General features: G+C 57.3%; 32 protein-coding genes. 30 read left to right on the forward strand and 2 right to left on the reverse strand.

Going from position 1 to position 20,588, the window contains the following annotated elements; genetic code table 11:
- Positions 1-71 precede the first annotated feature (71 nt).
- Positions 72-992 carry a manganese-dependent inorganic pyrophosphatase gene (locus TM5383_RS08680; protein WP_058318644.1) on the forward strand — a complete coding sequence of 307 codons (921 nt, stop codon included), beginning with the start codon at positions 72-74 and terminating at the stop codon, positions 990-992.
- Positions 993-1,060: 68 nt separating this feature from the next.
- Here the strand turns inward: TM5383_RS08680 and TM5383_RS08685 are convergent, their stop codons facing one another.
- Positions 1,061-2,437 carry a cytochrome P450 gene (locus tag TM5383_RS08685; RefSeq protein WP_058318645.1) on the reverse strand — a complete coding sequence of 459 codons (1,377 nt, stop codon included), beginning with the start codon at positions 2,435-2,437 and terminating at the stop codon, positions 1,061-1,063.
- 169 nt (positions 2,438-2,606) lie between these two features.
- Between TM5383_RS08685 and TM5383_RS08690 the strand changes: the two genes are divergently transcribed.
- The 16 genes from TM5383_RS08690 (at position 2,607) to TM5383_RS08760 (ending at position 13,960) form a co-directional block, all read left to right on the forward strand.
- Positions 2,607-3,344, forward strand: a complete 738-nt coding sequence (locus TM5383_RS08690) for a hypothetical protein (protein WP_058318646.1) — start codon at positions 2,607-2,609, stop codon at positions 3,342-3,344.
- 78 nt (positions 3,345-3,422) lie between these two features.
- Positions 3,423-4,598: an elongation factor Tu gene (gene tuf / locus TM5383_RS08695; protein ID WP_058317645.1), complete on the forward strand. Its 1,176-nt coding sequence runs from the start codon at positions 3,423-3,425 to the stop codon at positions 4,596-4,598.
- Positions 4,599-4,925: 327 nt separating this feature from the next.
- Positions 4,926-5,240: a 30S ribosomal protein S10 gene (rpsJ, locus tag TM5383_RS08700; RefSeq protein ID WP_058245166.1), complete on the forward strand. Its 315-nt coding sequence runs from the start codon at positions 4,926-4,928 to the stop codon at positions 5,238-5,240.
- A 16-nt stretch (positions 5,241-5,256) separates the two neighbouring features.
- Positions 5,257-5,982: a 50S ribosomal protein L3 gene (gene rplC, locus TM5383_RS08705; RefSeq protein WP_058318647.1), complete on the forward strand. Its 726-nt coding sequence runs from the start codon at positions 5,257-5,259 to the stop codon at positions 5,980-5,982.
- Positions 5,979-6,596, forward strand: a complete 618-nt coding sequence (rplD, locus tag TM5383_RS08710; RefSeq protein WP_058318648.1) for a 50S ribosomal protein L4 — start codon at positions 5,979-5,981, stop codon at positions 6,594-6,596. Before rplC ends, rplD begins: the two co-directional genes overlap by 4 nt.
- Positions 6,593-6,886, forward strand: a complete 294-nt coding sequence (locus TM5383_RS08715; protein ID WP_058318649.1) for a 50S ribosomal protein L23 — start codon at positions 6,593-6,595, stop codon at positions 6,884-6,886. Before rplD ends, TM5383_RS08715 begins: the two co-directional genes overlap by 4 nt.
- A 174-nt stretch (positions 6,887-7,060) precedes the next feature.
- Positions 7,061-8,158: a Hint domain-containing protein gene (locus tag TM5383_RS08720; protein WP_058318650.1), complete on the forward strand. Its 1,098-nt coding sequence runs from the start codon at positions 7,061-7,063 to the stop codon at positions 8,156-8,158.
- Between the two features lie 56 nt (positions 8,159-8,214).
- Entirely contained in the window at positions 8,215-9,396 is a 1,182-nt protein-coding gene (locus TM5383_RS08725; RefSeq protein WP_058318651.1) for a hypothetical protein, read from the forward strand.
- A gap of 60 nt (positions 9,397-9,456) precedes the next feature.
- Complete coding sequence (locus TM5383_RS17080) at positions 9,457-9,582, forward strand: hypothetical protein (RefSeq protein WP_268807773.1); 126 nt, start codon at positions 9,457-9,459, stop codon at positions 9,580-9,582.
- Positions 9,583-9,892: 310 nt separating this feature from the next.
- Positions 9,893-10,735, forward strand: a complete 843-nt coding sequence (gene rplB, locus TM5383_RS08730) for a 50S ribosomal protein L2 (RefSeq protein WP_058318652.1) — start codon at positions 9,893-9,895, stop codon at positions 10,733-10,735.
- Positions 10,736-10,738: 3 nt separating this feature from the next.
- Positions 10,739-11,017, forward strand: a complete 279-nt coding sequence (gene rpsS / locus TM5383_RS08735; protein WP_058318653.1) for a 30S ribosomal protein S19 — start codon at positions 10,739-10,741, stop codon at positions 11,015-11,017.
- 3 nt (positions 11,018-11,020) lie between these two features.
- Positions 11,021-11,401 carry a 50S ribosomal protein L22 gene (gene rplV, locus TM5383_RS08740; RefSeq protein WP_058245158.1) on the forward strand — a complete coding sequence of 127 codons (381 nt, stop codon included), beginning with the start codon at positions 11,021-11,023 and terminating at the stop codon, positions 11,399-11,401.
- Positions 11,401-12,114 (forward strand): 30S ribosomal protein S3, encoded by a 714-nt coding sequence (gene rpsC, locus TM5383_RS08745; RefSeq protein WP_058318654.1) that lies wholly within the window; start codon positions 11,401-11,403, stop codon positions 12,112-12,114. The genes rplV and rpsC overlap by 1 nt, the downstream gene beginning before the upstream one ends.
- 12 nt (positions 12,115-12,126) lie before the next feature.
- Positions 12,127-12,540, forward strand: a complete 414-nt coding sequence (gene rplP, locus TM5383_RS08750) for a 50S ribosomal protein L16 (RefSeq protein ID WP_058245156.1) — start codon at positions 12,127-12,129, stop codon at positions 12,538-12,540.
- A 148-nt stretch (positions 12,541-12,688) separates the two neighbouring features.
- Entirely contained in the window at positions 12,689-12,955 is a 267-nt protein-coding gene (locus tag TM5383_RS08755) for a hypothetical protein (RefSeq protein WP_058318655.1), read from the forward strand.
- A gap of 237 nt (positions 12,956-13,192) precedes the next feature.
- Positions 13,193-13,960: an ion transporter gene (locus TM5383_RS08760; protein WP_058318656.1), complete on the forward strand. Its 768-nt coding sequence runs from the start codon at positions 13,193-13,195 to the stop codon at positions 13,958-13,960.
- 96 nt (positions 13,961-14,056) lie between these two features.
- On the opposite strand, the gene TM5383_RS08765 is transcribed toward TM5383_RS08760, so the two are convergent.
- The gene (locus TM5383_RS08765) at positions 14,057-14,683 is read right to left on the reverse strand and encodes a TIGR02466 family protein (protein WP_058318657.1); all 627 of its coding nucleotides are present in this window, start codon (positions 14,681-14,683) and stop codon (positions 14,057-14,059) included.
- A gap of 350 nt (positions 14,684-15,033) precedes the next feature.
- Here TM5383_RS08765 and rpmC point away from each other — a divergent pair, with 350 nt between their 5' ends.
- From rpmC to rplO, 13 genes are all read left to right on the forward strand, one after another.
- Complete coding sequence (rpmC, locus tag TM5383_RS08770; RefSeq protein WP_058318658.1) at positions 15,034-15,234, forward strand: 50S ribosomal protein L29; 201 nt, start codon at positions 15,034-15,036, stop codon at positions 15,232-15,234.
- A gap of 11 nt (positions 15,235-15,245) precedes the next feature.
- Positions 15,246-15,473: a 30S ribosomal protein S17 gene (rpsQ, locus tag TM5383_RS08775; RefSeq protein ID WP_058245152.1), complete on the forward strand. Its 228-nt coding sequence runs from the start codon at positions 15,246-15,248 to the stop codon at positions 15,471-15,473.
- Positions 15,474-15,562: 89 nt separating this feature from the next.
- Entirely contained in the window at positions 15,563-15,931 is a 369-nt protein-coding gene (rplN, locus tag TM5383_RS08780) for a 50S ribosomal protein L14 (RefSeq protein WP_058245151.1), read from the forward strand.
- 1 nt (position 15,932) lies between these two features.
- Entirely contained in the window at positions 15,933-16,238 is a 306-nt protein-coding gene (gene rplX / locus TM5383_RS08785; RefSeq protein WP_058318659.1) for a 50S ribosomal protein L24, read from the forward strand.
- Positions 16,238-16,798, forward strand: a complete 561-nt coding sequence (rplE, locus tag TM5383_RS08790) for a 50S ribosomal protein L5 (protein ID WP_058318660.1) — start codon at positions 16,238-16,240, stop codon at positions 16,796-16,798. The genes rplX and rplE overlap by 1 nt, the downstream gene beginning before the upstream one ends.
- A gap of 19 nt (positions 16,799-16,817) precedes the next feature.
- Complete coding sequence (gene rpsN, locus TM5383_RS08795; RefSeq protein ID WP_058245148.1) at positions 16,818-17,123, forward strand: 30S ribosomal protein S14; 306 nt, start codon at positions 16,818-16,820, stop codon at positions 17,121-17,123.
- Between the two features lie 13 nt (positions 17,124-17,136).
- Complete coding sequence (gene rpsH / locus TM5383_RS08800) at positions 17,137-17,529, forward strand: 30S ribosomal protein S8 (RefSeq protein ID WP_058318661.1); 393 nt, start codon at positions 17,137-17,139, stop codon at positions 17,527-17,529.
- A gap of 11 nt (positions 17,530-17,540) precedes the next feature.
- Entirely contained in the window at positions 17,541-18,074 is a 534-nt protein-coding gene (rplF, locus tag TM5383_RS08805; protein WP_058318662.1) for a 50S ribosomal protein L6, read from the forward strand.
- Positions 18,075-18,085: 11 nt separating this feature from the next.
- Positions 18,086-18,445: a 50S ribosomal protein L18 gene (gene rplR, locus TM5383_RS08810; RefSeq protein ID WP_058318663.1), complete on the forward strand. Its 360-nt coding sequence runs from the start codon at positions 18,086-18,088 to the stop codon at positions 18,443-18,445.
- 128 nt (positions 18,446-18,573) lie between these two features.
- Positions 18,574-19,131: a 30S ribosomal protein S5 gene (gene rpsE / locus TM5383_RS08815; protein ID WP_058318664.1), complete on the forward strand. Its 558-nt coding sequence runs from the start codon at positions 18,574-18,576 to the stop codon at positions 19,129-19,131.
- A 12-nt stretch (positions 19,132-19,143) separates the two neighbouring features.
- Positions 19,144-19,332, forward strand: coding sequence for a 50S ribosomal protein L30 (gene rpmD, locus TM5383_RS08820; RefSeq protein ID WP_058318665.1), 189 nt, complete (start codon positions 19,144-19,146; stop codon positions 19,330-19,332).
- Between the two features lie 303 nt (positions 19,333-19,635).
- Positions 19,636-19,848, forward strand: coding sequence for a DUF1127 domain-containing protein (locus TM5383_RS08825; protein ID WP_058318666.1), 213 nt, complete (start codon positions 19,636-19,638; stop codon positions 19,846-19,848).
- Positions 19,849-20,084: 236 nt separating this feature from the next.
- A complete protein-coding gene (rplO, locus tag TM5383_RS08830) occupies positions 20,085-20,546 on the forward strand; it encodes a 50S ribosomal protein L15 (RefSeq protein ID WP_058318667.1) in 462 nt (153 codons plus the stop codon).
- Positions 20,547-20,588 lie beyond the last annotated feature (42 nt).

The following is a 20,588-nucleotide window of genomic DNA, read 5'->3' on the forward strand; positions in this document are numbered from 1 at the left end:
TGACAAACATATGGGGGCGGCCTATAAGCCGCCCCAAGTTTATGTTTCCACGATTCACGAAGGATGCTCCCATGACCACGCAGGTTTTTGGCCACAAATCCCCTGACACCGATTCCACCGGCTCGCCCATCGTTTGGGCCTGGTACCTGAACGAAGTGAAAGGCGTTGCCGCCGCCCCAAAGCTGCTGGGCGAACCTAACACCGAAGCGCTGTTCATGCTGGACCGCTGGAACCTGGATAAGCCGGAAATCATCGACGGGGTCGAAGCTGGCGCGCCGGTTGTCATCGTTGACACCAACAACCCTGCTGAACTGCCCGAAAACATCAATGACGCGGACATCACTGCGATCATCGACCACCATAAACTGGTTGGCGGTCTGGAAACCAAAGGCCCGATCGACATCACCATCCGTCCGCTGGCCTGCACCGCGACCATCATGTATGACCTGATGGGCGACGCCGCCGCCAAGATGCCTGAGGCCATCAAAGGCGCTGCGCTGACCTGCATCCTGTCCGACACGCTGGAATTCCGTTCGCCCACCACCACCGACCGTGACCGCGAAGTGGTTGCTGCGCTGGCCGCCGATCTGGGCATCGACGTCACCGCCTACGCGGCTGAAATGTTCGCCGCGAAATCCGACGTTTCGGCGTTCTCCGATGCGGAACTGATCCGCATGGACTCCAAAGAATACGAAGTGGACGGCACCAAATTCCGCGTCTCCGTTCTGGAAACCACTGCACCGGAAATCCCGCTGGGCCGCAAAGAGAGCCTGATGGAAACCTTCAAAACCGTTCAGGCCGAAGACGGCGTGGACGAAGTTCTGCTGTTCGTGGTCGACATCCTGAAAGAAGAAGCGACCCTGCTGGTCCCGAACGATCTGGTCAAAGGCGTTGCTGAAAAATCCTTCGGCGCCACTGTGGACGGCGACAGTGTTGTCCTGCCCGGCATCATGAGCCGCAAGAAACAGATCATCCCGAACCTGAAGGTCTGATCCTTCCTCACGGCATAGAATGTAGAGAGGCCCGCGCAGATTTGCGTGGGCCTTTTTGTTTGCTCAGATCAGGGACGTTTCTCGGCCTGTAGCCAAACGCCGCCTTCGGGGCGCAAGGTCAGGATCATCACAGGTTTGGGGCTGCGCCCCGGCACCGCGCTGAAGCGATAGCGCGCCAGTAGGGTGGCAAGGACGATCACTGCCTCTTGCACCGCGAAAGAGGCGCCAATGCAGATGCGGGGCCCGTCGCCAAAGGGCAGATAGGCATAGCGCTGGATTGCCTTGCGATCGGCAAAACGTTCTGGGCGGAATTGGTCGGGATCATCCCACAGCAGGTGATTGCGGTGCAGCGCATAGATTGGCAGCATCACCGTATCCCCGCGCCGTATCTCGCGCCCGCAAAGCTCATCGGCTGTCTGAGCGGTCCGCGACAGGATCGCAGCGGGTGGATATAGTCGCAGCGTTTCATCAACAATCTGACGGACGAACGGGAGGTCCTGCAAATGATCCGCGTTCGCCACATCGGTGCCAATTACGGCGCGGGCTTCGGCATGGGCGCGTTCTTGGGCTGCTGGATCAAATCCCATCAGATAGAGCGCCCAGCCGAGCGTCAGTGCGGTGGTTTCATGTCCCGCGACGATGAAGGTCAGTAGGTTGTCACGCAACTCTCCGGTGTTCATTTGTCGCTTGGTTTCTGGATCTTCTCCCGCCAACAACAGATCCAATAGATCTGCGGTAGCACGTGGTCCAGATTTGCGGCGTCCCTCGATGGCGGCATCCGCGACATGTTTCATGTCACGTAGGGCGTGGCCAGTCATCAGCCGGGCAGGGCGAGGGACCCAGTCTGGCATGCCCAGCATATCCAGCAGCGACACGCGGCCTGCCTCGGCAATGTAGGCATCAATGGCGCGGTGGATCGACTGGCGATCAAAACCGTCGTCGCCGGAAAAGGTCACATCGCTGATCACATCAAATGTCGCGCGCACCATCTCGTCTGCCATATTCACGGCGCGCGCGCCGGCTGCATCTATGCGTGCGCAGGCCGCTTCGGCTGCGGCGGACATGACCGGAGCCAGATTGGTGACATTGCGGTGTGAAAAAACCGGCGCGGCGGCGCGCCGCTGCCAGCGCCAATGGGCGCCTTCTGCAATGAACATTGATTCGCCGATTGCTGGGCGCAGCAGGTTTTTGGTCACCAGTGATTTCGGATAATCATCGACCCGTTCCAACAGGACCTGCCGGATCGCGTCAGGGTCCATCACCATGTGCCAACGTCGCCCCGTTTTGCCGCTGACCATCGGTTGGCGGGTTGCAATATCGGGCAGTATCGAAAGCAGATTTTCACGCGCCGCACGCAGGGATTTGAGCATACCCCAGGGTTCGCGGACCAGCGGTATATGAGCGGGCAGCGTGGTGCTGTTTGGTGTGTCAGGTACGTGTGGCATATGCGTTCCGATCATGGCTGTCGGCTGTATGACTAACGATATAAGCGTCAGCGCTGTCTCGGCAACGCGCGGCATTCCGCGCTTGCCCGTGGCCAAAGTTTGCCAGATGCGTGTGGCTGGGCTATTGCGGGATGCAATATATCTTTGCGGGGCAGGGGAGAGGCCGAAAATGATCAAACGTATGCTGGCTGTTGTGGCGCTTTTGGGGGCGGCAGCCTGTTCTTCTACGGCTGATCTGGCCGAAAAACCTGAACCGCTGGGTGATTTTTCGCTGGGGCATAATGTTGTTGTGGCAAACAACATGGTCAAAGGCCCGTTGTCGCGCAATGCCGAACCTGAGGAATGGGTTGCCGCGCTGGAAACTGCAATTGGCACCCGTTTTGAGCGTTACGAGGGGGAGCGCCTTTATCATTTTGGCGTCTCTGTTCAGGGGTATGTTCTGGCCCAGCCAGGGGTGCCGGTCGTGGCCTCCCCTAAATCGGTTTTGATCGTTAATATTGATGTCTGGGACGATGCTAAGGGTGTTAAACTCAATGCCGAACCCAAGCAAATTACAGTCTTGGAGCGCACCTCGGGCGAGACGTTTTTGGGGTCTGGTCTGACCCAGTCGCGCGAAACCCAGATGAAAAATCTTTCCGAAAATGCTGCGCGTTTGATCAAGAACTATTTGGAACGTCAGAACAGCCAAGAAGGCTGGTTTATACCTGCGGTGGCGGGCGACGTTGAGGTGCCAGAAGAGGGCGCCGCAACGGTGGAATCGGCGTTAGAAGGTGAGGGCGCAATCGAAGGCGAAGCACCTGCGGAACCTGCGGAAAATCCGGTATCTGAAGCAGACGCAGCGGAAACCGCGACAGAAACGTCGCAGGAACCTGCCGCTAATACGCTTCAAGGTGCAACAGACGCTTGATTTTCCCCCCCGAACCCAATAAACGGCCCGCGATGATCAATCGGGGCGTTGGCCCCCTAAACACGAGGCGCCTTTAGAATGGCAAAGGAAAAGTTTGAGCGTTCCAAACCGCACGTTAACATCGGCACCATCGGCCACGTTGACCACGGCAAAACCACGCTGACCGCAGCAATCACCAAATACTTCGGTGACTTCAAAGCGTACGACCAGATTGACGGCGCACCTGAAGAAAAAGCGCGCGGCATCACCATCTCGACCGCACACGTTGAGTACGAAACCGAGAGCCGTCACTACGCACACGTTGACTGCCCCGGCCACGCTGACTACGTGAAAAACATGATCACCGGTGCAGCGCAGATGGACGGCGCGATCCTGGTTGTGAACGCAGCTGACGGCCCGATGCCGCAGACCCGTGAGCACATCCTGCTGGGCCGCCAGGTTGGCATCCCGAAGATGGTTGTATTCCTGAACAAAGTTGACCAGGTAGACGACGAAGAGCTGCTGGAGCTGGTGGAAATGGAAGTCCGCGAGCTGCTGTCCGAGTACGACTACCCGGGTGACGATATTCCGATCATCGCAGGTTCCGCTCTGGCGGCGATGGAAGGCAACAAGCCTGAAATCGGCGAAGAGAAAATCAAAGAGCTGATGGCAGCTGTTGATGAGTACATCCCGCAGCCCGCACGTGCCGTTGACCAGCCGTTCCTGATGCCGATCGAAGACGTATTCTCGATCTCGGGTCGTGGTACCGTTGTAACCGGTCGTGTTGAGCGTGGCGTGATCAACGTTGGTGACGAGATCGAAATCGTTGGCATCAAAGACACCTCGAAAACCACCTGTACCGGTGTTGAAATGTTCCGCAAGCTGCTGGACCGCGGTGAAGCCGGCGACAACATCGGCGCGCTGCTGCGTGGCGTTGACCGTGACTCGGTTGAGCGTGGCCAGGTTCTGTGTGCCCCGGGTTCGGTTAACCCGCACACCAAGTTCGAAGCTGAGGTCTACATCCTGACCAAAGAAGAAGGCGGTCGTCACACCCCGTTCTTCGCGAACTACCGTCCGCAGTTCTACTTCCGTACCACCGACGTCACCGGTACCTGCATCCTGCCCGAGGGCACCGAGATGGTAATGCCCGGCGACAACCTGAAACTGTCGGCCGAGCTGATCGCCCCGATCGCGATGGAAGAAGGCCTGCGCTTCGCCATCCGTGAAGGCGGCCGCACCGTTGGTTCCGGTGTTGTATCCAAAATCATCGAGTAATCTCGACGATTTGATCTAAGAAAAGGGCGTCCCTCGGGGCGCCCTTTTTGCGTGTCTATCAGATGCACCAGAGGGCAGTGCCCGCCCTAGCGGACGGTCGGGCGCGGCCCGAACGCGGGGCGCCCGGGCGGGTAGATCACTGCTCCTGTCTCATTTCCCGCCAAACCCCGCAAAACCCCTTGCCACATGGGCTTTGGCACTGTAGACGGCGCAAGTCTGCTGTTGCAGATAGAGGCGGGGTGATTCCCGCCTTTTCGGGTTCGATGAGGATCGGCGATGGTCGCTGACCCTCCTCTCAACTCCAACGCCTAAAAAAAGGCTGACGAAATGCAAAGTCAAAACATTCGCATTCGGCTGAAGGCATTTGATTACCGTGTGCTGGATGCCAGCACTCAGGAAATCGTAAACACTGCCAAGCGCACCGGCGCTCAGGTACGTGGCCCGATCCCGCTGCCGAACAAGATTGAGAAGTTCACCGTTCTGCGTGGCCCTCACATCGACAAGAAATCCCGCGACCAGTTCGAGATCCGTACGCACAAGCGTATGCTCGACATCGTTGATCCGACCCCCCAGACCGTTGACGCGCTGATGAAGCTCGACCTCGCCGCTGGTGTGGATGTCGAGATCAAGCTGCAAGCGTAATCGGGGGGTATAAATTATGCGCTCTGGTATTATCGCTAAAAAGGTGGGCATGACCCGCCTGTTCATGGAAGACGGCAAGCAGATCCCTGTAACCGTTCTTCAACTGGAAAACCTGCAGGTCGTTGACCAGCGCACCGAAGAGCGTGACGGTTACACCGCCGTTCAGCTGGGCGCCGGTTCGGCAAAAGCCAAACGCACCAGCCAGGCCATGCGCGGTCACTTCGCCAAAGCCAACGTTGCGCCCAAGCGTAAACTGGCTGAATTCCGCGTTTCCGCTGACAACCTGATCGAAGTGGGCGCCGAGATTTCGGCTGAGCACTACGTTGCAGGTCAGAAAGTCGATGTTGCGGGCACTTCGATCGGTAAAGGTTTTGCCGGTGCGATGAAGCGTCACAACTTCGGTGGTCTGCGTGCATCGCACGGTGTATCGATCTCGCACCGTTCGCACGGTTCGACCGGTCAGTGTCAGGATCCCGGTAAGGTTTTCAAAGGCAAGAAAATGGCCGGCCACATGGGTGCCGTCCGTGTGACCACTCAGAACCTGGAAGTCGTCAAAACCGACGCCGACCGTGGCCTGATCATGGTTAAAGGTGCCGTTCCCGGTTCCAAAGGTGGCTGGGTCACAGTTAAGGACGCCGTGAAAAAGGCTCTGCCTGAAAACGTACCGTTCCCGGCCGCTCTGAAAACCGCAGCTGCTGAAGCTGTGGCTGAAGAAGCACCTGCCGAAGGGGGTGAAGCATGAAACTTGATGTGATCAAACTCGACGGTGGCAAGGCTGGTTCCGTAGAACTGTCCGAAGACCTGTTCGGTCTGGAGCCGCGTGCGGACATCCTGCACCGTGTGGTTCGTTGGCAGCGTAACAACGCGCAGGCCGGCACCCACAAGGTGAAGACCCGCTCGGAAACCTCCTACTCGACCAAGAAGATCTACCGCCAGAAGGGCACCGGTGGCGCTCGTCACGGCGACCGCAACGCGCCGATCTTCCGTAAAGGTGGTATCTACAAGGGCCCGACCCCGCGTTCGCACGGCCACGACCTGACCAAAAAGTTCCGTAAACTTGGTCTGAAGCACGCTCTGTCGGCGAAAGCCGCAGCAGGTGAGCTGGTTGTGATCGAAGCTGCCGAGGCAGAAGGCAAAACCGCTGCACTGGCCAAACAGGTTAAGAACCTGGGCTGGAAGCGCGCGCTGATCATCGACGGCGCAGCCGTTAACGAAGCGTTCGCCGTTGCCGCACGCAACATCGAAGGTCTGGACATCCTGCCGACGATGGGCGCCAACGTTTATGACATCCTGAAGCGTGACACCCTGGTGATCACCAAAGCAGGTGTCGAAGCTCTGGAGGCTCGCCTGAAATGACCAAAGCTGCACTGTATGATGTGATCCGCAAACCGATCATCACCGAAAAAGCGACCATGGCGTCGGAAAACGGTGCTGTTGTGTTTGAAGTGGCGATCGACAGCAACAAACCCCAGATCAAAGAGGCCGTTGAGGCGCTGTTTGGTGTGAAGGTCAAAGCTGTGAACACCACCATCACCAAAGGTAAAGCCAAGCGTTTCCGCGGCCAGCTGGGCAAGCGTAAAGACGTGAAAAAGGCTTATGTTACCCTGGAAGAGGGCAACACCATCGACGTGACCACCGGTCTGTAAGTCGCTGGACTGCTAAACATAGAAAGGCCCCTGCGAAAGCGGGGGCCTTTTTCTTTGCGGTTTGGCCTTGTGTCTGAATTTCGACGCAAACCATCCTGAAAAGACCTTATTTCATTCACGGTCTATCCATAACTGTGCGGGATCCTCACTTCGATTGACTTGTGAGCCTGTGAAATGCCCCCGATTAACCTGATCGTAAACGGAACCTTTGATGCTGGTGCAACCGGCTGGTCCGGCACGGATATCGAGGCGACGTATCGCGAAACGGCATATCTGGGGAACGGATCCTTAAACCGCGTTGCGGAGGTTGACGGGCGTAGAAACCAGATCACGGTGATGGAGCAGACCTTTACCGTCTCTGGCTCCAGCACGCGCGAATTGACGTTCGACACGGCTTTGCGCACCGCCTCCAACGGCAACGCCGGGGCTGAAGGGTTCCGCGTCGAAATACTGGATGACAGCGGTGCGGTGATCGCGTTTGCGGAGGTCCGGCCAACAAACAATTCGCTGCAAGAATTTACCCTACCTGTTAGTTTTCCGGATGCTGGGACCTACACGCTGCGTTTCACCGAGCGTGGTCCAAATGACAGTCTTGGTGCGATTATCGACAATGTCGAATTGATGGTGTGTTTCCACGGGGCAACGCAGATCGAAACAGCAACCGGCCCTAAGTCTGCGCGCGACATTGCGGTGGGGGATCTTGTCCTAACAGAACACGGGCTGAAACCCGTTCGGTGGGTCGGAAGGCGTCACCTGACACCGGCAGAGCTGACTGCGGACCCAACGCTGCGACCTGTTCGGATTTCCGCGGGCGCGTTGGGGCAGGGCTTGCCGGAACGTGATCTGTGGGTGTCGCGTCAACACCGGATGCTGGTGCATTCGCCTGTGTGTGAGCGGATGTTTGGTGAGGGTGGATCGTTGGTTGCCGCGATACGATTGTGCGACCTGGAGGGGATCGACGTCGACGAGGATGCGCAGGATGTCGACTATGTTCACCTACTGTTTGATGCGCATGAGGTTGTCTTCGCCGAAGGCTGTCCAAGTGAAAGCTTGCTGCTGGGCCCGCAAGCGCGACTGGCGCTGCGCGATGAGGCGATCGAAGAAGTCTGCAAAATCTTTCCACGTTTCAAATCTGAAAAGTTCGGAGAGCGTAGTGCCTATTTCATTCCAGATCGCAAACAGCAGAAACGGCTGGTGTGGCGTTTAAAAAAGAACGCACGCCCCCCGTTGCAGGGGTATAACGCGCGGGTTGATGCCGTGGCTTGTGTATAGCCTTGAACGCAACCCTTTTGCGCCTGATAAGGATGCACCAGACAGAGGGCCGCGTGATGATCATCCACCAAGCACAAATCGAAACCAAAGACGGCCGCTGTCGGATCAGCGCGGAAATCGAAATCGAAACACCGGGCAAGGTGTTCCGTAAAACCAAGAGCGCGCGGCAGACCCTTTGGTTTGACTGGCCCGAGGCGTATTTTGTTCCGCAAACCCCCAAGGCCGACCCTTTTGCCTTGGTGTGCATGCCGGTCGCGATGCGGCTGGGCGAACCATTGCGACTGCGCGACGAGATTTCGCAGTCACTGTTGATCAATATGATGGAAGCTATCGAGATCTACTGTGACTACTTTCCAAAACGCCACACTTCGATCGCTATCGAAGGGCAGGCTGAATTTCGCACCCGGTCGGACGAAGAGAGGGTAGGGGCGTTTTATTCCGGCGGGGTCGACTCGCTCTATAATATTGCGGAAATGCGCCGCCTGAATCAGGTGCATGGGTGTTCGCAGGTCACCGATCTGTGGCTGATCCAAGGAATGGACATCGCTCTTGATCAAGAAGAGCTATGGCAGGAAACCAAAGAGCGGATTTTCAAACAGCTCGCTCCGGAGGATCAGTTTCGCTACGCGGATGTGCGCACCAACGCGCGCGACCTGCATGATCGCTACGCCAACTGGACCAAAACCGGCTTCAGCGTCATTTTGGGGGCAATAGCCAAGTGTGTCGCTGAGGAGGTGCCAACGGCACTGATCGGATCCTATGCGAAATACAAGGATATCATTCCACACGCGAGTTCCCCGTTGGTCGATCCGATGTGGTCCTGCGATCAGCAGCTGGTGCGGCACTTCTCTTGTCGGGTGGATCGCCAAGAAAAGATCAACACCATCGGCGCAGTGACGCCGCATCTGCTGCAGGGGTTGCGGGTTTGTTATGAAAACCCGGGTGAGGCCTATAACTGTGGCCGGTGCGAAAAGTGTATGCGCACGCAGGCGCAGCTCTTGGTTGCGGGGCACCTTGATAAGGTGCCGACCTTTGATGCGCCGCTGGATGCTGAGGCGCTGTCGAAACTGTCCTTGCCGTGGAAACGCGGCAACCAGTACACATGGGATTTTTGGCGCGATATTGCCGTGGCGCTGCGTCAGAACGGCCAGAGCGAACTGGCGACTGCGCTAAATGGGGCCATTCGACGGAATGCGCGTAAGCGCGTGCTAAAGCGCGCCCTGCGCTTTGGCGGCTAACCAATTGTTCACCGGCGTCGTTATATAAAGGCAGCCAGAGTCTGAGGAGTTAATGGTAAGATGTTTAAGAAACTGAGCATGATCACCGTAATCGCAAGTGTGATGGTCCTGTCGGCCTGTAGCAGCGGCCCGCTGCCGGTGCGTGATGGCCCGCAGACCAAGAACCCGGTTTACGGTAAGTGGTAAGATAAACCCGATCTTGCCGACCGCAGTCATGCGGTGTGAGTGACACGAAATGAAAGGGGCAGGCGTGAAATGCGCTTTGCCCCTTTATTTATTGCCTGTGCTATAGACTCGCCCTCACATCTCTGATACCTCCCGCGCATCTTGAGGCCTCGGATTCGTTCCGGGGCCCATGATATTTGGAATTTGGGACCTTCGGGGCCCTATGATCGGCCACCCAAGTAGGGCGTTTCCTCTCTCAGGGAACAAACGGACGGGGGGCTATAACCTAAGGGTAGGCAATCGCCTGCCTCACAAAACGGAAGACAGAAGCATGGCACTTAAGTCGTATAAACCGACTACGCCAGGCCAGCGTGGGCTGGTACTGATCGACCGTTCGGAGCTGTGGAAAGGACGCCCCGTCAAAGCCCTCACCCAGGGTTTGACCAAGAAGGGCGGCCGGAACAACACCGGGCGGATCACGATGCGTCGCAAAGGCGGCGGGGCAAAACGCCTCTACCGTATCGTGGACTTCAAGCGTAACAAATTCGACGTTGCAGCAACCGTTGAGCGTATCGAATATGACCCCAACCGTACCGCCTTCATCGCACTGGTGAAGTACGAAGACGGCGAGCAGGCCTACATCCTGGCCCCGCAGCGTCTGGCAGTTGGTGATCAGGTTATCGCGTCTGCAAAAGCCGACATCAAACCCGGTAACACCATGCCCTTCTCGGGTATGCCCATCGGTACCATCGTTCACAACATCGAACTGAAACCGGGCAAAGGCGGCCAGATCGCTCGTGCAGCCGGTACTTACGCTCAGTTCGTTGGTCGTGACGGCGGCTACGCTCAGATCCGTCTGAGCTCGGGTGAACTGCGTATGGTTCGTCAGGAATGCCTGGCAACTGTTGGTGCGGTTTCCAACCCCGACAACTCCAACCAGAACTTCGGTAAAGCCGGTCGTATGCGTCACAAAGGCATCCGTCCGTCGGTCCGTGGTGTGGTAATGAACCCGATCGACCACCCCCACGGTGGTGGTGAAGGTCGTACCTCTGGTGGTCGTCACCCGGTAACCCCTTGGGGTAAGCCGACCAAGGGCAAGCGTACCCGCAACACCAACAAGGCGTCGCAGAAGCTTATCATCCGCTCGCGTCACGCCAAGAAGAAGGGCCGTTAAGACATGGCACGTTCTGTATGGAAAGGCCCCTTCGTGGATGCTTATGTGCTGAAAAAAGCCGAAGCAGCGCGTGAATCGGGTCGCAACGAAGTCATCAAAATCTGGTCGCGTCGCTCGACGATCCTGCCCCAATTCGTGGGTCTGACGTTTGGCGTTTACAACGGCCAGAAGCACATCACCGTCAACGTCACCGAAGACATGATTGGTCAGAAGTTCGGTGAATACTCGCCGACTCGTACCTATTACGGTCACGCGGCTGACAAAAAAGCGAAGCGGAAGTAAGTCATGGGCAAGGCAAAAAATCCCCGCCGCGTGGCAGATAACGAAGCAATGGCCAAGGCCCGTATGCTTCGTACCTCGCCGCAGAAACTGAATCTGGTCGCCGCAATGATCCGCGGCAAGAAGGTAGAAAAGGCTCTGACCGATCTGACCTTCTCGAAAAAGCGGATCGCGCAGGACGTGAAGAAATGCCTTCAGTCCGCAATTGCGAACGCCGAAAACAACCACAACCTGGATGTGGACGAGCTGATCGTGGCAGAAGCTTACGTTGGTAAGAACCTGACCATGAAGCGCGGTCGTCCTCGTGCACGTGGCCGTTTCGGCAAGATCGTCAAGCCGTTCTCGGAACTCACCATCACGGTGCGTCAAGTTGAGGAGCAAGCCTAATGGGTCAGAAAGTAAATCCGATTGGCATGCGCCTGCAGGTGAACCGCACCTGGGACAGCCGCTGGTATGCCGACACCAAAGACTACGGTGATCTTCTGCTGGAAGACCTGAAAATCCGTGAGTTCATCGGTGAAGAGTGCAAGCAGGCCGGTATTGCCCGCGTGATCATCGAGCGCCCCCACAAGAAGTGCCGTGTGACTATTCACACCGCGCGTCCGGGCGTGATCATCGGCAAGAAAGGTGCTGACATCGAAGTTCTGCGCAAGAAACTGTCGAACATGACCGACAGCGAACTGCACCTGAACATCGTTGAAGTGCGCAAGCCCGAGCTGGACGCTCAGCTGGTTGCAGAGTCGATCGCTCAGCAGCTGGAACGCCGTGTGTCCTTCCGTCGTGCGATGAAGCGTTCGGTTCAGAACGCCATGCGCATGGGCGCCCTGGGCATCCGTGTAAACGTTGCTGGCCGTCTGGGCGGTGCAGAAATCGCGCGTACCGAATGGTACCGTGAGGGCCGCGTGCCGCTGCACACCCTGCGTGCGGACATCGATTACGCTCACGCCGAAGCGATGACTCCCTACGGTATCATCGGCATCAAAACCTGGATCTTCAAAGGCGAAATCATGGAGCACGATCCTGCTGCTCGTGATCGTCGCGCTGCAGAAGCCCAGGATGGTCCCGCGCCCCGCACTGGCGGCGGTCGTGGCCGTCGTTAAGGAGATCTGACAATGCTTCAGCCAAAGCGTACTAAATTCCGCAAGATGCAGAAGGGCCGGATCAAAGGTCTGGCCAAAGGCGGTTCCGACCTGAACTTCGGCACCTACGGTCTGAAGGCAACCACGCCCGAGCGTGTAACTGCCCGTCAGATCGAAGCAGCCCGTCGTGCAATGACCCGTCACATGAAGCGTCAGGGTCGTGTGTGGATCCGTATCTTCCCCGACGTACCGGTCACTGCAAAGCCGATCGAAGTTCGTATGGGTAAAGGTAAAGGTTCGGTTGACCGTTGGGTAGCCAAGGTCAAGCCGGGTCGTGTGATGTTCGAAATCGACGGCGTCGACGAAGATATCGCACGTGAGGCCCTGCGTCTGGCCGCGATGAAACTGCCGGTGAAAACCCGCGTAGTTGTTCGCGAAGACTGGTAAGCCTTACCACTCTTAAAAAATTCGAAACCCCCGCTGTTTGCGCAGCGGGGGTTTTGCTTTTGGATCTTCTGCGTCGTGATGACGCTAATCGTCTTGCGGTAAATCTATCCTGGGTTATGTTTCGCTTCGTTTGAACTTGGAGACTAAGATGACACGCAAATTCTTTCTTGCCGCTGTGGTAACTGCACCTTTGGCGCTGAGTGCTTGTGGTGGCGCGCCAAGCGGTGATGCCCTGAACAACTACCGTGATGGCGCTAAGGTTACGGGTACCGCGGGGGCCAACTGGACCGAGGCAGAGATCCGCAGCAACGCATTTGGTGTTGTGTGTAGCGGGGATGGTGAAAAGGTTACGGATCTTGTCGTCGAGAAAGATTCTGAGGGCACGATCAAATTCAGCGCGACTTGTGTAAAATAATTGGGTCGGCAATTGCGCACACCGATGTAATTAAACGTCTGTCTGCGCGTCGCGAAGTGGCGGGTCTCTGGCAGTAATTGTTGCTGCTTTGGTCCGCTGCTGGCTGCGCGGGGGGCAGGCGTTTAAGCGTGATGACTGCCCCAGTCGCAACCGCCCACATGCCAGATCCGACTATGGTGTCTTGTCTATCGCGTTAGAACCTCACATATACCGCATGAGCGAACAGAGGGGACAATCATGCGCGCAGCCGTAGCTGAATTTTTGGACCGCCCGTGGGTGGGCAATGCCATTTTGGCGGTGATCTTGTTCAACGCGATGATCCTCGGGCTGGAAACATCGCCGGCGGTGATGTCTGCGGCGGGTGGTGTGATCACTGCGCTGGATCAGGTCTGTCTGGCGATCTTTGTGATCGAACTGGTGGCGAAACTGTTTGCCCGCGGGCCTGCCTTCTTCCGCTCTGGCTGGAACCTGTTTGACGCAGCAATTGTGGCGATTTCCCTGTCGCCTGCCGGCGAAGGCCTATCGGTGCTGCGGGCGCTGCGGATCCTGCGTTTGTTGCGCGTCGTCTCGGTCGTGCCGTCCCTGCGCCGTGTGGTGGAGGCGTTTATTCTGGCGCTGCCGGGCATGGCCTCGGTTTTCCTGCTGACCGGCATTATCTTCTACATCGGTGCAGTCATGGCGACCAAACTTTATGGCGCCAGCTTCCCGGAATGGTTCGGCACGCTGGGTGCCTCGCTCTATTCGCTGTTTCAGGTGATGACGCTGGAAAGCTGGTCGATGGGCATTGTGCGTCCGGTGATGGAGGTGCATCCGATGGCGTGGCTGTTCTTTGTGCCGTTTATCCTGATCACGGCCTTTGCGGTCATGAACCTTGTGGTTGGTCTGATCGTCAGCACGATGCAGGACGCGCACGCCGAGGAGACAGCGGCGGCCACGGATGAATACCGTGATGATGTTGTCGCCCGTCTGGACCGGATCGAACAGGCATTGCGTGAGAGAGGGTAGGGCGCAATCTGGCGCCAGATTGCGGTTGCGAAAATGATCCATTTTCGCGCCCTGCAACGAAAAACGGCCCCGTCTGGGGCCGTTGTGTCATCGGGCTTACTCTGCCGCCCATTTGTAGTTGAAGCTGACGGACACACGGTCATCCTCGACCATGTTCATCGGCACCTCATGGCGCAGCCAGCTTTCCCATAGCAGCACATCACCTACCTTCGGTTCCATATAGACAAAGGTTTGCAGATCGCGGCGCGCGTCCTTCTTGCGCGGCGGGGCGGCCATCAGGCGGCCGGAGCGCGGATCTTCCAGTTTCAGCGACGAGGTGCCTTCTGGCATCGACACATAGGTGGTGCCGCTGATCACCGACTGCGGGTGCAGGTGGGATGAGTGCATGCCGCCTTCGGGCAGGATATTGATCCAGAGGTCTTCCAGCTCCAGCTTGCGATCGGCGAGGTCAAATTCCAGATCCTCGGCAAAGGCCGCGACATGGGCGTCGAGCGCTTTGATCACATCGGCAAAGATCGGCGAGCGCCAGCCAAGGTCGGTGAGCGAGGCGTAAGAGGTGTAGCCGGGATAGCCGTTTTCCTCACACCAGTCTTGGCCTGCCTCATCATCCTCGGCAATGCCGTAGCAGGAGGCCTCCAGCTCATCCGGGTCAACGCCGGGGCCGAATTCGTTGAGTTCTGCGCGATAGATGCGCGTGACGAAGAGCGATTCAATCTGTGACATAGGGTGGTGATACACCCGCGCGTGGATGAGGGGTAGGGGGTGTGACGATTGGGCTAGGGCGCTGGCGAAGCACTAATGCCAAATCGCAGATTTGGCAGCGCCCGAACCGCCCCCAACGGGGCGGGCGCTTTGCTTCGCCCCTGCGGTTCAGACGTGGTGCGTTGTTTGACGTAATAAAATAAGGCCGCCCCCATCTTTCCCTTGCCCTCACCCGTGATCCCCCTTATGTAGCGGCATCCTGCGGATTCGCAGGCTGTAGGGATTCGTCCGTGCAGACATAACCCACCAGGCAACAAGGTGACCCAAACACATAGCGGGGCCTTCTGGTGTAGTAGAAAGGAAAAGGCGACATGAACGCCAATGAACTGCGTGATAAGACGCCGGATCAGCTCCGTGAGGACCTGGCGGCTCTTAAGAAAGAAGCGTTTAACCTGCGCTTTCAACAGGCCACCAATCAGCTCGAAAACACTGCTCGTATGCGTGAAGTCCGTCGTGACGTCGCACGCGTTGCCACTGTGCTGAACGAAAAAGCCCAAGCGGCTGCTGAATAAGGACCTGATTGATGCCCAAACGTATTCTGCAAGGCACCGTAACCTCGAACGCAAACGAGCAAACCGTTACCGTTCTGGTTGAGCGCCGCTTTACGCACCCCGTTCTGAAAAAGACCATCCGTAAGTCCAAAAAGTACCGGGCTCACGATGAGAACAACCAATTCAACGTCGGTGACGCCGTCCGTATCCAGGAATGTGCACCGAAGTCGAAGACGAAGCGTTGGGAAGTGATCGCCTAAGTCTGACTTAGCCGATCCCAACGCTTTAATTAGCGAAACCCTGGGGAAATGGACCTCTGCAAGTCCCCCCACAGGTCGGGAGAAACCAAATGATCCAGATGCAGACCAATCTGGATGTAGCTGACAACTCCGGCGCACGCCGAGTTCAGTGCATCAAGGTTCTGGGTGGCTCGCACCGTCGTTATGCGTCGGTGGGCGACATCATTGTCGTTTCCGTCAAGGAAGCCATTCCGCGTGGTCGTGTGAAAAAAGGTGACGTGCGTAAAGCCGTCGTCGTTCGCACTGCCAAAGAAGTACGTCGTGAAGACGGCACCGCGATCCGTTTCGATCGCAACGCAGCTGTTATCCTGAACAACAACAACGAGCCCGTAGGTACCCGTATCTTTGGCCCGGTTGTTCGTGAGCTGCGCGGCAAAGGCATGATGAAGATCGTGTCGCTCGCTCCGGAGGTGCTGTAATATGGCTGCTAAGTTGAAAAAAGGCGACAAGGTCGTCGTGCTGACCGGCAAAGACAAGGGCAAAGAAGGCGTTATCGCTTCCGTTGACCCCGCAGCTGGTAAAGCAGTTGTAGATGGCATCAACATGGCCATCCGCCACACCCGTCAGACCCAGACCAGCCAAGGTGGCCGCCTGCCCAAGGCAATGCCGATCCAGCTGTCGAACCTGGCGATCCTGGACGCAAACGGCAAAGCAACTCGTGTTGGCTTCCGCATGGAAGGTGACAAGAAAGTACGCTTCGCCAAGACCACGGGGGACGTGATCTAATGACTGATGCAACTTACACCCCGCGTCTGAAGGCCCAGTATGTCGAAACCATCCGCGCTGCTTTGAAAGAAGAGTTCGGCTACAAAAACGACATGCAGATCCCGCGTCTGGACAAAATCGTCCTGAACATCGGCTGCGGCGCAGAAGCTGTCAAAGACAGCAAGAAAGCCAAATCCGCTCAGGAAGATCTGACCAAGATCGCTGGTCAGAAAGCTCTGACCACCGTTGCCAAGAACTCGATCGCGGGCTTCCGCGTACGTGAAGGTATGCCGATGGGCGCGAAAGTGACCCTGCGCGGCGACCGCATGTATGAATTCCTGGACCGTCTGATCACCATCGCAATGCCTCGTATCCGCGACTTCCGCGGTGTTTCGGGCACGTCGTTCGACGGCCGCGGCAACTACGCCACCGGTCTGAAAGAACACATCGTGTTCCCCGAAATCGACTTCGACAAAGTTGACGAAGTCTGGGGTATGGACATCGTGATTGCCACCACCGCGAACACCGACGCGGAAGCGAAGAGCCTGTTGAAAGCACTCAACATGCCCTTCAACAGCTAAGCGCGGGGAGATTAGAGTTATGGCTAAAAAATCCATGGTCGCCCGTGAGGTTAAGCGCGAGAAGCTGGTTGCAAAATACGCTGCCAAGCGCGCTGCCCTCAAAGAGGTCATCAATGACAAAGAAAAGCCGATGGAAGAGCGTTTCCGCGCTTCTCTCGCGCTTGCGAAACTGCCGCGCAACAGCTCGGCTACCCGTCTGCACAACCGCTGTCAGCTGACCGGTCGTCCTCACGCTTACTACCGTAAGCTCAAGGTCAGCCGTATCATGCTGCGGGAACTGGGCTCGTTTGGCCAGATCCCCGGTCTGGTGAAATCCAGCTGGTAAGGGAGAGATAGTAATGAACGATCCTATCGGCGATATGCTCACCCGTATCCGTAACGCTCAAATGCGTGGTAAGTCCTCCGTGTCGACCCCCGCATCCAAGCTGCGCGGCTGGGTTCTGGATGTACTGGCTGACGAAGGCTACATCCGCGGCTACGAAAAAGGCACCGGTGTTGATGGTCATCCGACCCTCGAAATCGAGCTGAAGTACTACGAAGGCACCCCCGTCATTCGCGAACTGAAGCGGGTCTCCAAACCCGGTCGTCGCGTATACATGGGCGTCAATGACATCCCCGTTGTCCGTCAGGGCCTGGGCGTGTCGATTGTCAGCACTCCGAAAGGTGTGATGTCGGATGCAAACGCTCGCTCCAACAACGTTGGTGGCGAAGTGCTCTGCACCGTCTTCTAAGGAGGTCTGCAATGTCTCGTATTGGTAAAAAACCGGTCGAACTGCCCAGCGGCGTTACTGCCACTGTGTCCGGCCAGACCATCGAAGTGAAAGGCGCGAAAGCGACCCAGAGCTTCACTGCAACTGATGATGTGACCATCACCGTTGAAGAAAACGCTGTTGTTGTTACCCCCCGTGGTAAGTCCAAGCGTGCTCGTCAGCAGTGGGGCATGTCGCGCACCATGGTGGCCAACATGGTCAAAGGTGTGACTGTTGGTTTCAAGAAAGAGCTTGAGATCAACGGTGTTGGTTACCGTGCTCAGATGCAGGGCAACGTCCTGAAGCTGAACCTCGGTTACTCGCACGACGTGAACTTCGAAGTGCCGGCCGGCGTGACCGTGACCGCACCGAAGCCCACCGAGATCATCATCGAAGGTGACGACGCTCAACTCGTTGGCCAAGTCGCGGCAAACATCCGCGAATGGCGTAAGCCCGAGCCCTACAAAGGCAAAGGCATCAAATACAAAGACGAGTTTATCTTCCGCAAGGAAGGCAAGAAGAAGTAAGGACCAGACTAATGGCAAACAGCAAAAGAACCCTGTTTCTGAAGCGCCGCCTGCGCGTCCGGAACAAACTTCGCAAAGTGAACACAGGCAAGCTGCGCCTTTCGGTTCACCGCTCGAACAAGAACATCAGCGCTCAGCTGATCGACGACGTCAGCGGTGTAACTCTGGTATCGGCTTCGTCGCTGGAAAAAGACCTGGGCGTTGTTGGCAAAAACAACATCGAAGCAGCTGCAAAAGTTGGTGCAGCTGTTGCGGAACGCGCCGTAAAGGCCGGCCACACCGAAGCGTACTTCGACCGTGGCGGTTTCCTGTTCCACGGCAAAGTCAAGGCTCTGGCCGAGGCTGCGCGTGAAGGTGGCCTGAAGGTCTAATGACCTGCGGGGGGCGCCTGTCGCCCCCCCGATGATCCGGGGCTGTCCTCTTGGGGTTTCCTGATAGGGCGGTCACCAGGATTGAAACAACAGGCGCCGCAATGCGCCATTCAGAAAGGAATGCCGAAATGGCAGAACGTGAAAACCGCCGGGATCGCCGCGAACGCGACGAAGCTCCGGAATTCGCAGATCGTCTCGTCGCGATCAACCGTGTGTCGAAAACCGTTAAAGGTGGTAAGCGCTTCGGCTTCGCCGCTCTGGTGGTTGTCGGCGATCAGAAAGGCCGTGTAGGCTTCGGTAAAGGTAAAGCGAAAGAGGTCCCCGAGGCCATTCGTAAAGCCACCGAGCAGGCCAAGCGTCAAATGATCCGCGTACCTCTGAAAGAGGGCCGCACCCTGCACCACGACATGGAAGGTCGTCACGGTGCCGGTAAGGTCGTGATGCGCACCGCACCGGAAGGTACCGGGATCATCGCAGGTGGTCCGATGCGTGCCGTTTTCGAAATGCTGGGCATCAAAGACGTTGTGTCCAAGTCGATCGGTTCGCAGAACCCCTACAACATGATCCGCGCAACCCTGAACGGCCTGACCAAAGAGTCCAGCCCCCGTTCGGTTGCAGCACGTCGTGGCAAAAAAGTTGCTGACATCCTGCGCAAGGACGAAGCACCTGCAGCCGCAGACTCGTAAGGAGAGCGTCCCATGGCTAAAACCATCGTCGTAAAACAGATCGGTTCCCCGATCCGTCGCCCCGCAGATCAGCGCGCCACTCTGGTGGGTCTCGGTCTGAACAAGATGCACAAAACCCGTGAGCTGGAGGATACTCCCTCGGTTCGCGGCATGGTCAACAAGATCCCGCATCTGGTGAAAATCATCGAAGAGCGCGGCTAAGCCGTCCGCTTCTTGAAAATTGGAAACGCCCCGATCCTCTGGTCGGGGCGTTTTCTTTTGTGGGTTCGCTGTGCGGATGAGGCATCTTTGCGCCTGCATATCGTTGAACTGTATGCCTTTTCGCCCACCCATAACGCCAGCTTACCCCCCCTTATAACCCAGCCATGCGCAAGACGCAGAGCGGGCGGGCGGACTCTGCGATACTCTTTCCCTAGGGGCATTTCTATATAAGCCGTGTCGCAGGAAGCGGCAGAACATGACCCCAGGGGCATCGGCCCCACCTGATATTTAGGAGTAATCAATATGGCTTATGCAGCTACCGCCCCCCGTGGCCTTCACATCGTTGCACGTCTGAACGCAGCCTTTGCTGCCGTGAAAGCAGCCCGCAAACGTCGCGCCGCCTACGAAGAAACCGTGACCGAACTGTCCGCACTGAGCAACCGCGAACTGACCGATCTGGGCGTAGATCGCCACGACATCCAGCGCATCGCTTATGAGCACGTCTACACCCTCTAAGCTGCGCATCAACGCACATCGCTTTGATTGCATGACGCCTCTGCCCTTGCAGAGGCGTTTTGCGTTTTCAGGGCAGGGGCTTTTCAGGGCACGGACATGGCCAGCCCCTTGATCCATACGGCCAACCCGCGTATACGCGCCCAGTGGCCCTAGGTGGGTCATAGAATCAACAAGCAAAAAACGCCGTGTTTGACCCGCTTACGCTTCAGGGGTCAGTTCCGGCAAGGAGAAGCGAAATGAAACTTAACGAACTCCGCGACAATCCTGGCGCAACCAAAAAACGCATGCGCGTTGGCCGTGGTCCCGGCTCCGGCAAGGGTAAAATGGGTGGCCGTGGTATCAAAGGTCAGAAGTCGCGTTCGGGTGTATCGATCAACGGCTACGAAGGTGGCCAGATGCCGCTGTACCAGCGCCTGCCTAAGCGCGGTTTCAACGTACCGAACCCCAAGAAATACGCCGTTCTGAACCTGGGCCTGCTGGGCAAGTTCATCGAAGCTGGCAAGATCGACGCATCTGCACCGATCACCGAAGACGTTCTGGTCGAAAGCGGCCTGATCCGTCGTAAACTGGACGGCATCCGCATCCTGGCCAAAGGCGACTTCAACGCCAAAGTTGAGCTGGATGTAACCGGTGCATCCAAGTCGGCCATCGAAGCTGTCGAAAAAGCAGGCGGCTCTCTGAAGGTCAAAGGCGCGTAAGCGACGCGTTAACGGGTTGTGAGCGGCGGCTTCGCCGCTTAC

It is taken from the genome of Thalassovita mediterranea (genome assembly GCF_001458435.1).
Taxonomy (GTDB): domain Bacteria; phylum Pseudomonadota; class Alphaproteobacteria; order Rhodobacterales; family Rhodobacteraceae; genus Thalassobius; species Thalassobius mediterraneus.

What these genes read in the sequence shown, in the direction of transcription:
- TM5383_RS08680 (WP_058318644.1), top strand. Translation starts at nt 72, where the DNA reads ATGACCACGCAGGTTTTTGGCCACAAATCCCCTGACACCGATTCCACC.
- TM5383_RS08685 (WP_058318645.1), bottom strand. Translation starts at nt 2,437, where the DNA reads ATGCCACACGTACCTGACACACCAAACAGCACCACGCTGCCCGCTCAT.
- TM5383_RS08690 (WP_058318646.1), top strand. Translation starts at nt 2,607, where the DNA reads ATGATCAAACGTATGCTGGCTGTTGTGGCGCTTTTGGGGGCGGCAGCC.
- tuf (WP_058317645.1), top strand. Translation starts at nt 3,423, where the DNA reads ATGGCAAAGGAAAAGTTTGAGCGTTCCAAACCGCACGTTAACATCGGC.
- rpsJ (WP_058245166.1), top strand. Translation starts at nt 4,926, where the DNA reads ATGCAAAGTCAAAACATTCGCATTCGGCTGAAGGCATTTGATTACCGT.
- rplC (WP_058318647.1), top strand. Translation starts at nt 5,257, where the DNA reads ATGCGCTCTGGTATTATCGCTAAAAAGGTGGGCATGACCCGCCTGTTC.
- rplD (WP_058318648.1), top strand. Translation starts at nt 5,979, where the DNA reads ATGAAACTTGATGTGATCAAACTCGACGGTGGCAAGGCTGGTTCCGTA.
- TM5383_RS08715 (WP_058318649.1), top strand. Translation starts at nt 6,593, where the DNA reads ATGACCAAAGCTGCACTGTATGATGTGATCCGCAAACCGATCATCACC.
- TM5383_RS08720 (WP_058318650.1), top strand. Translation starts at nt 7,061, where the DNA reads ATGCCCCCGATTAACCTGATCGTAAACGGAACCTTTGATGCTGGTGCA.
- TM5383_RS08725 (WP_058318651.1), top strand. Translation starts at nt 8,215, where the DNA reads ATGATCATCCACCAAGCACAAATCGAAACCAAAGACGGCCGCTGTCGG.
- TM5383_RS17080 (WP_268807773.1), top strand. Translation starts at nt 9,457, where the DNA reads ATGTTTAAGAAACTGAGCATGATCACCGTAATCGCAAGTGTGATGGTC.
- rplB (WP_058318652.1), top strand. Translation starts at nt 9,893, where the DNA reads ATGGCACTTAAGTCGTATAAACCGACTACGCCAGGCCAGCGTGGGCTG.
- rpsS (WP_058318653.1), top strand. Translation starts at nt 10,739, where the DNA reads ATGGCACGTTCTGTATGGAAAGGCCCCTTCGTGGATGCTTATGTGCTG.
- rplV (WP_058245158.1), top strand. Translation starts at nt 11,021, where the DNA reads ATGGGCAAGGCAAAAAATCCCCGCCGCGTGGCAGATAACGAAGCAATG.
- rpsC (WP_058318654.1), top strand. Translation starts at nt 11,401, where the DNA reads ATGGGTCAGAAAGTAAATCCGATTGGCATGCGCCTGCAGGTGAACCGC.
- rplP (WP_058245156.1), top strand. Translation starts at nt 12,127, where the DNA reads ATGCTTCAGCCAAAGCGTACTAAATTCCGCAAGATGCAGAAGGGCCGG.
- TM5383_RS08755 (WP_058318655.1), top strand. Translation starts at nt 12,689, where the DNA reads ATGACACGCAAATTCTTTCTTGCCGCTGTGGTAACTGCACCTTTGGCG.
- TM5383_RS08760 (WP_058318656.1), top strand. Translation starts at nt 13,193, where the DNA reads ATGCGCGCAGCCGTAGCTGAATTTTTGGACCGCCCGTGGGTGGGCAAT.
- TM5383_RS08765 (WP_058318657.1), bottom strand. Translation starts at nt 14,683, where the DNA reads ATGTCACAGATTGAATCGCTCTTCGTCACGCGCATCTATCGCGCAGAA.
- rpmC (WP_058318658.1), top strand. Translation starts at nt 15,034, where the DNA reads ATGAACGCCAATGAACTGCGTGATAAGACGCCGGATCAGCTCCGTGAG.
- rpsQ (WP_058245152.1), top strand. Translation starts at nt 15,246, where the DNA reads ATGCCCAAACGTATTCTGCAAGGCACCGTAACCTCGAACGCAAACGAG.
- rplN (WP_058245151.1), top strand. Translation starts at nt 15,563, where the DNA reads ATGATCCAGATGCAGACCAATCTGGATGTAGCTGACAACTCCGGCGCA.
- rplX (WP_058318659.1), top strand. Translation starts at nt 15,933, where the DNA reads ATGGCTGCTAAGTTGAAAAAAGGCGACAAGGTCGTCGTGCTGACCGGC.
- rplE (WP_058318660.1), top strand. Translation starts at nt 16,238, where the DNA reads ATGACTGATGCAACTTACACCCCGCGTCTGAAGGCCCAGTATGTCGAA.
- rpsN (WP_058245148.1), top strand. Translation starts at nt 16,818, where the DNA reads ATGGCTAAAAAATCCATGGTCGCCCGTGAGGTTAAGCGCGAGAAGCTG.
- rpsH (WP_058318661.1), top strand. Translation starts at nt 17,137, where the DNA reads ATGAACGATCCTATCGGCGATATGCTCACCCGTATCCGTAACGCTCAA.
- rplF (WP_058318662.1), top strand. Translation starts at nt 17,541, where the DNA reads ATGTCTCGTATTGGTAAAAAACCGGTCGAACTGCCCAGCGGCGTTACT.
- rplR (WP_058318663.1), top strand. Translation starts at nt 18,086, where the DNA reads ATGGCAAACAGCAAAAGAACCCTGTTTCTGAAGCGCCGCCTGCGCGTC.
- rpsE (WP_058318664.1), top strand. Translation starts at nt 18,574, where the DNA reads ATGGCAGAACGTGAAAACCGCCGGGATCGCCGCGAACGCGACGAAGCT.
- rpmD (WP_058318665.1), top strand. Translation starts at nt 19,144, where the DNA reads ATGGCTAAAACCATCGTCGTAAAACAGATCGGTTCCCCGATCCGTCGC.
- TM5383_RS08825 (WP_058318666.1), top strand. Translation starts at nt 19,636, where the DNA reads ATGGCTTATGCAGCTACCGCCCCCCGTGGCCTTCACATCGTTGCACGT.
- rplO (WP_058318667.1), top strand. Translation starts at nt 20,085, where the DNA reads ATGAAACTTAACGAACTCCGCGACAATCCTGGCGCAACCAAAAAACGC.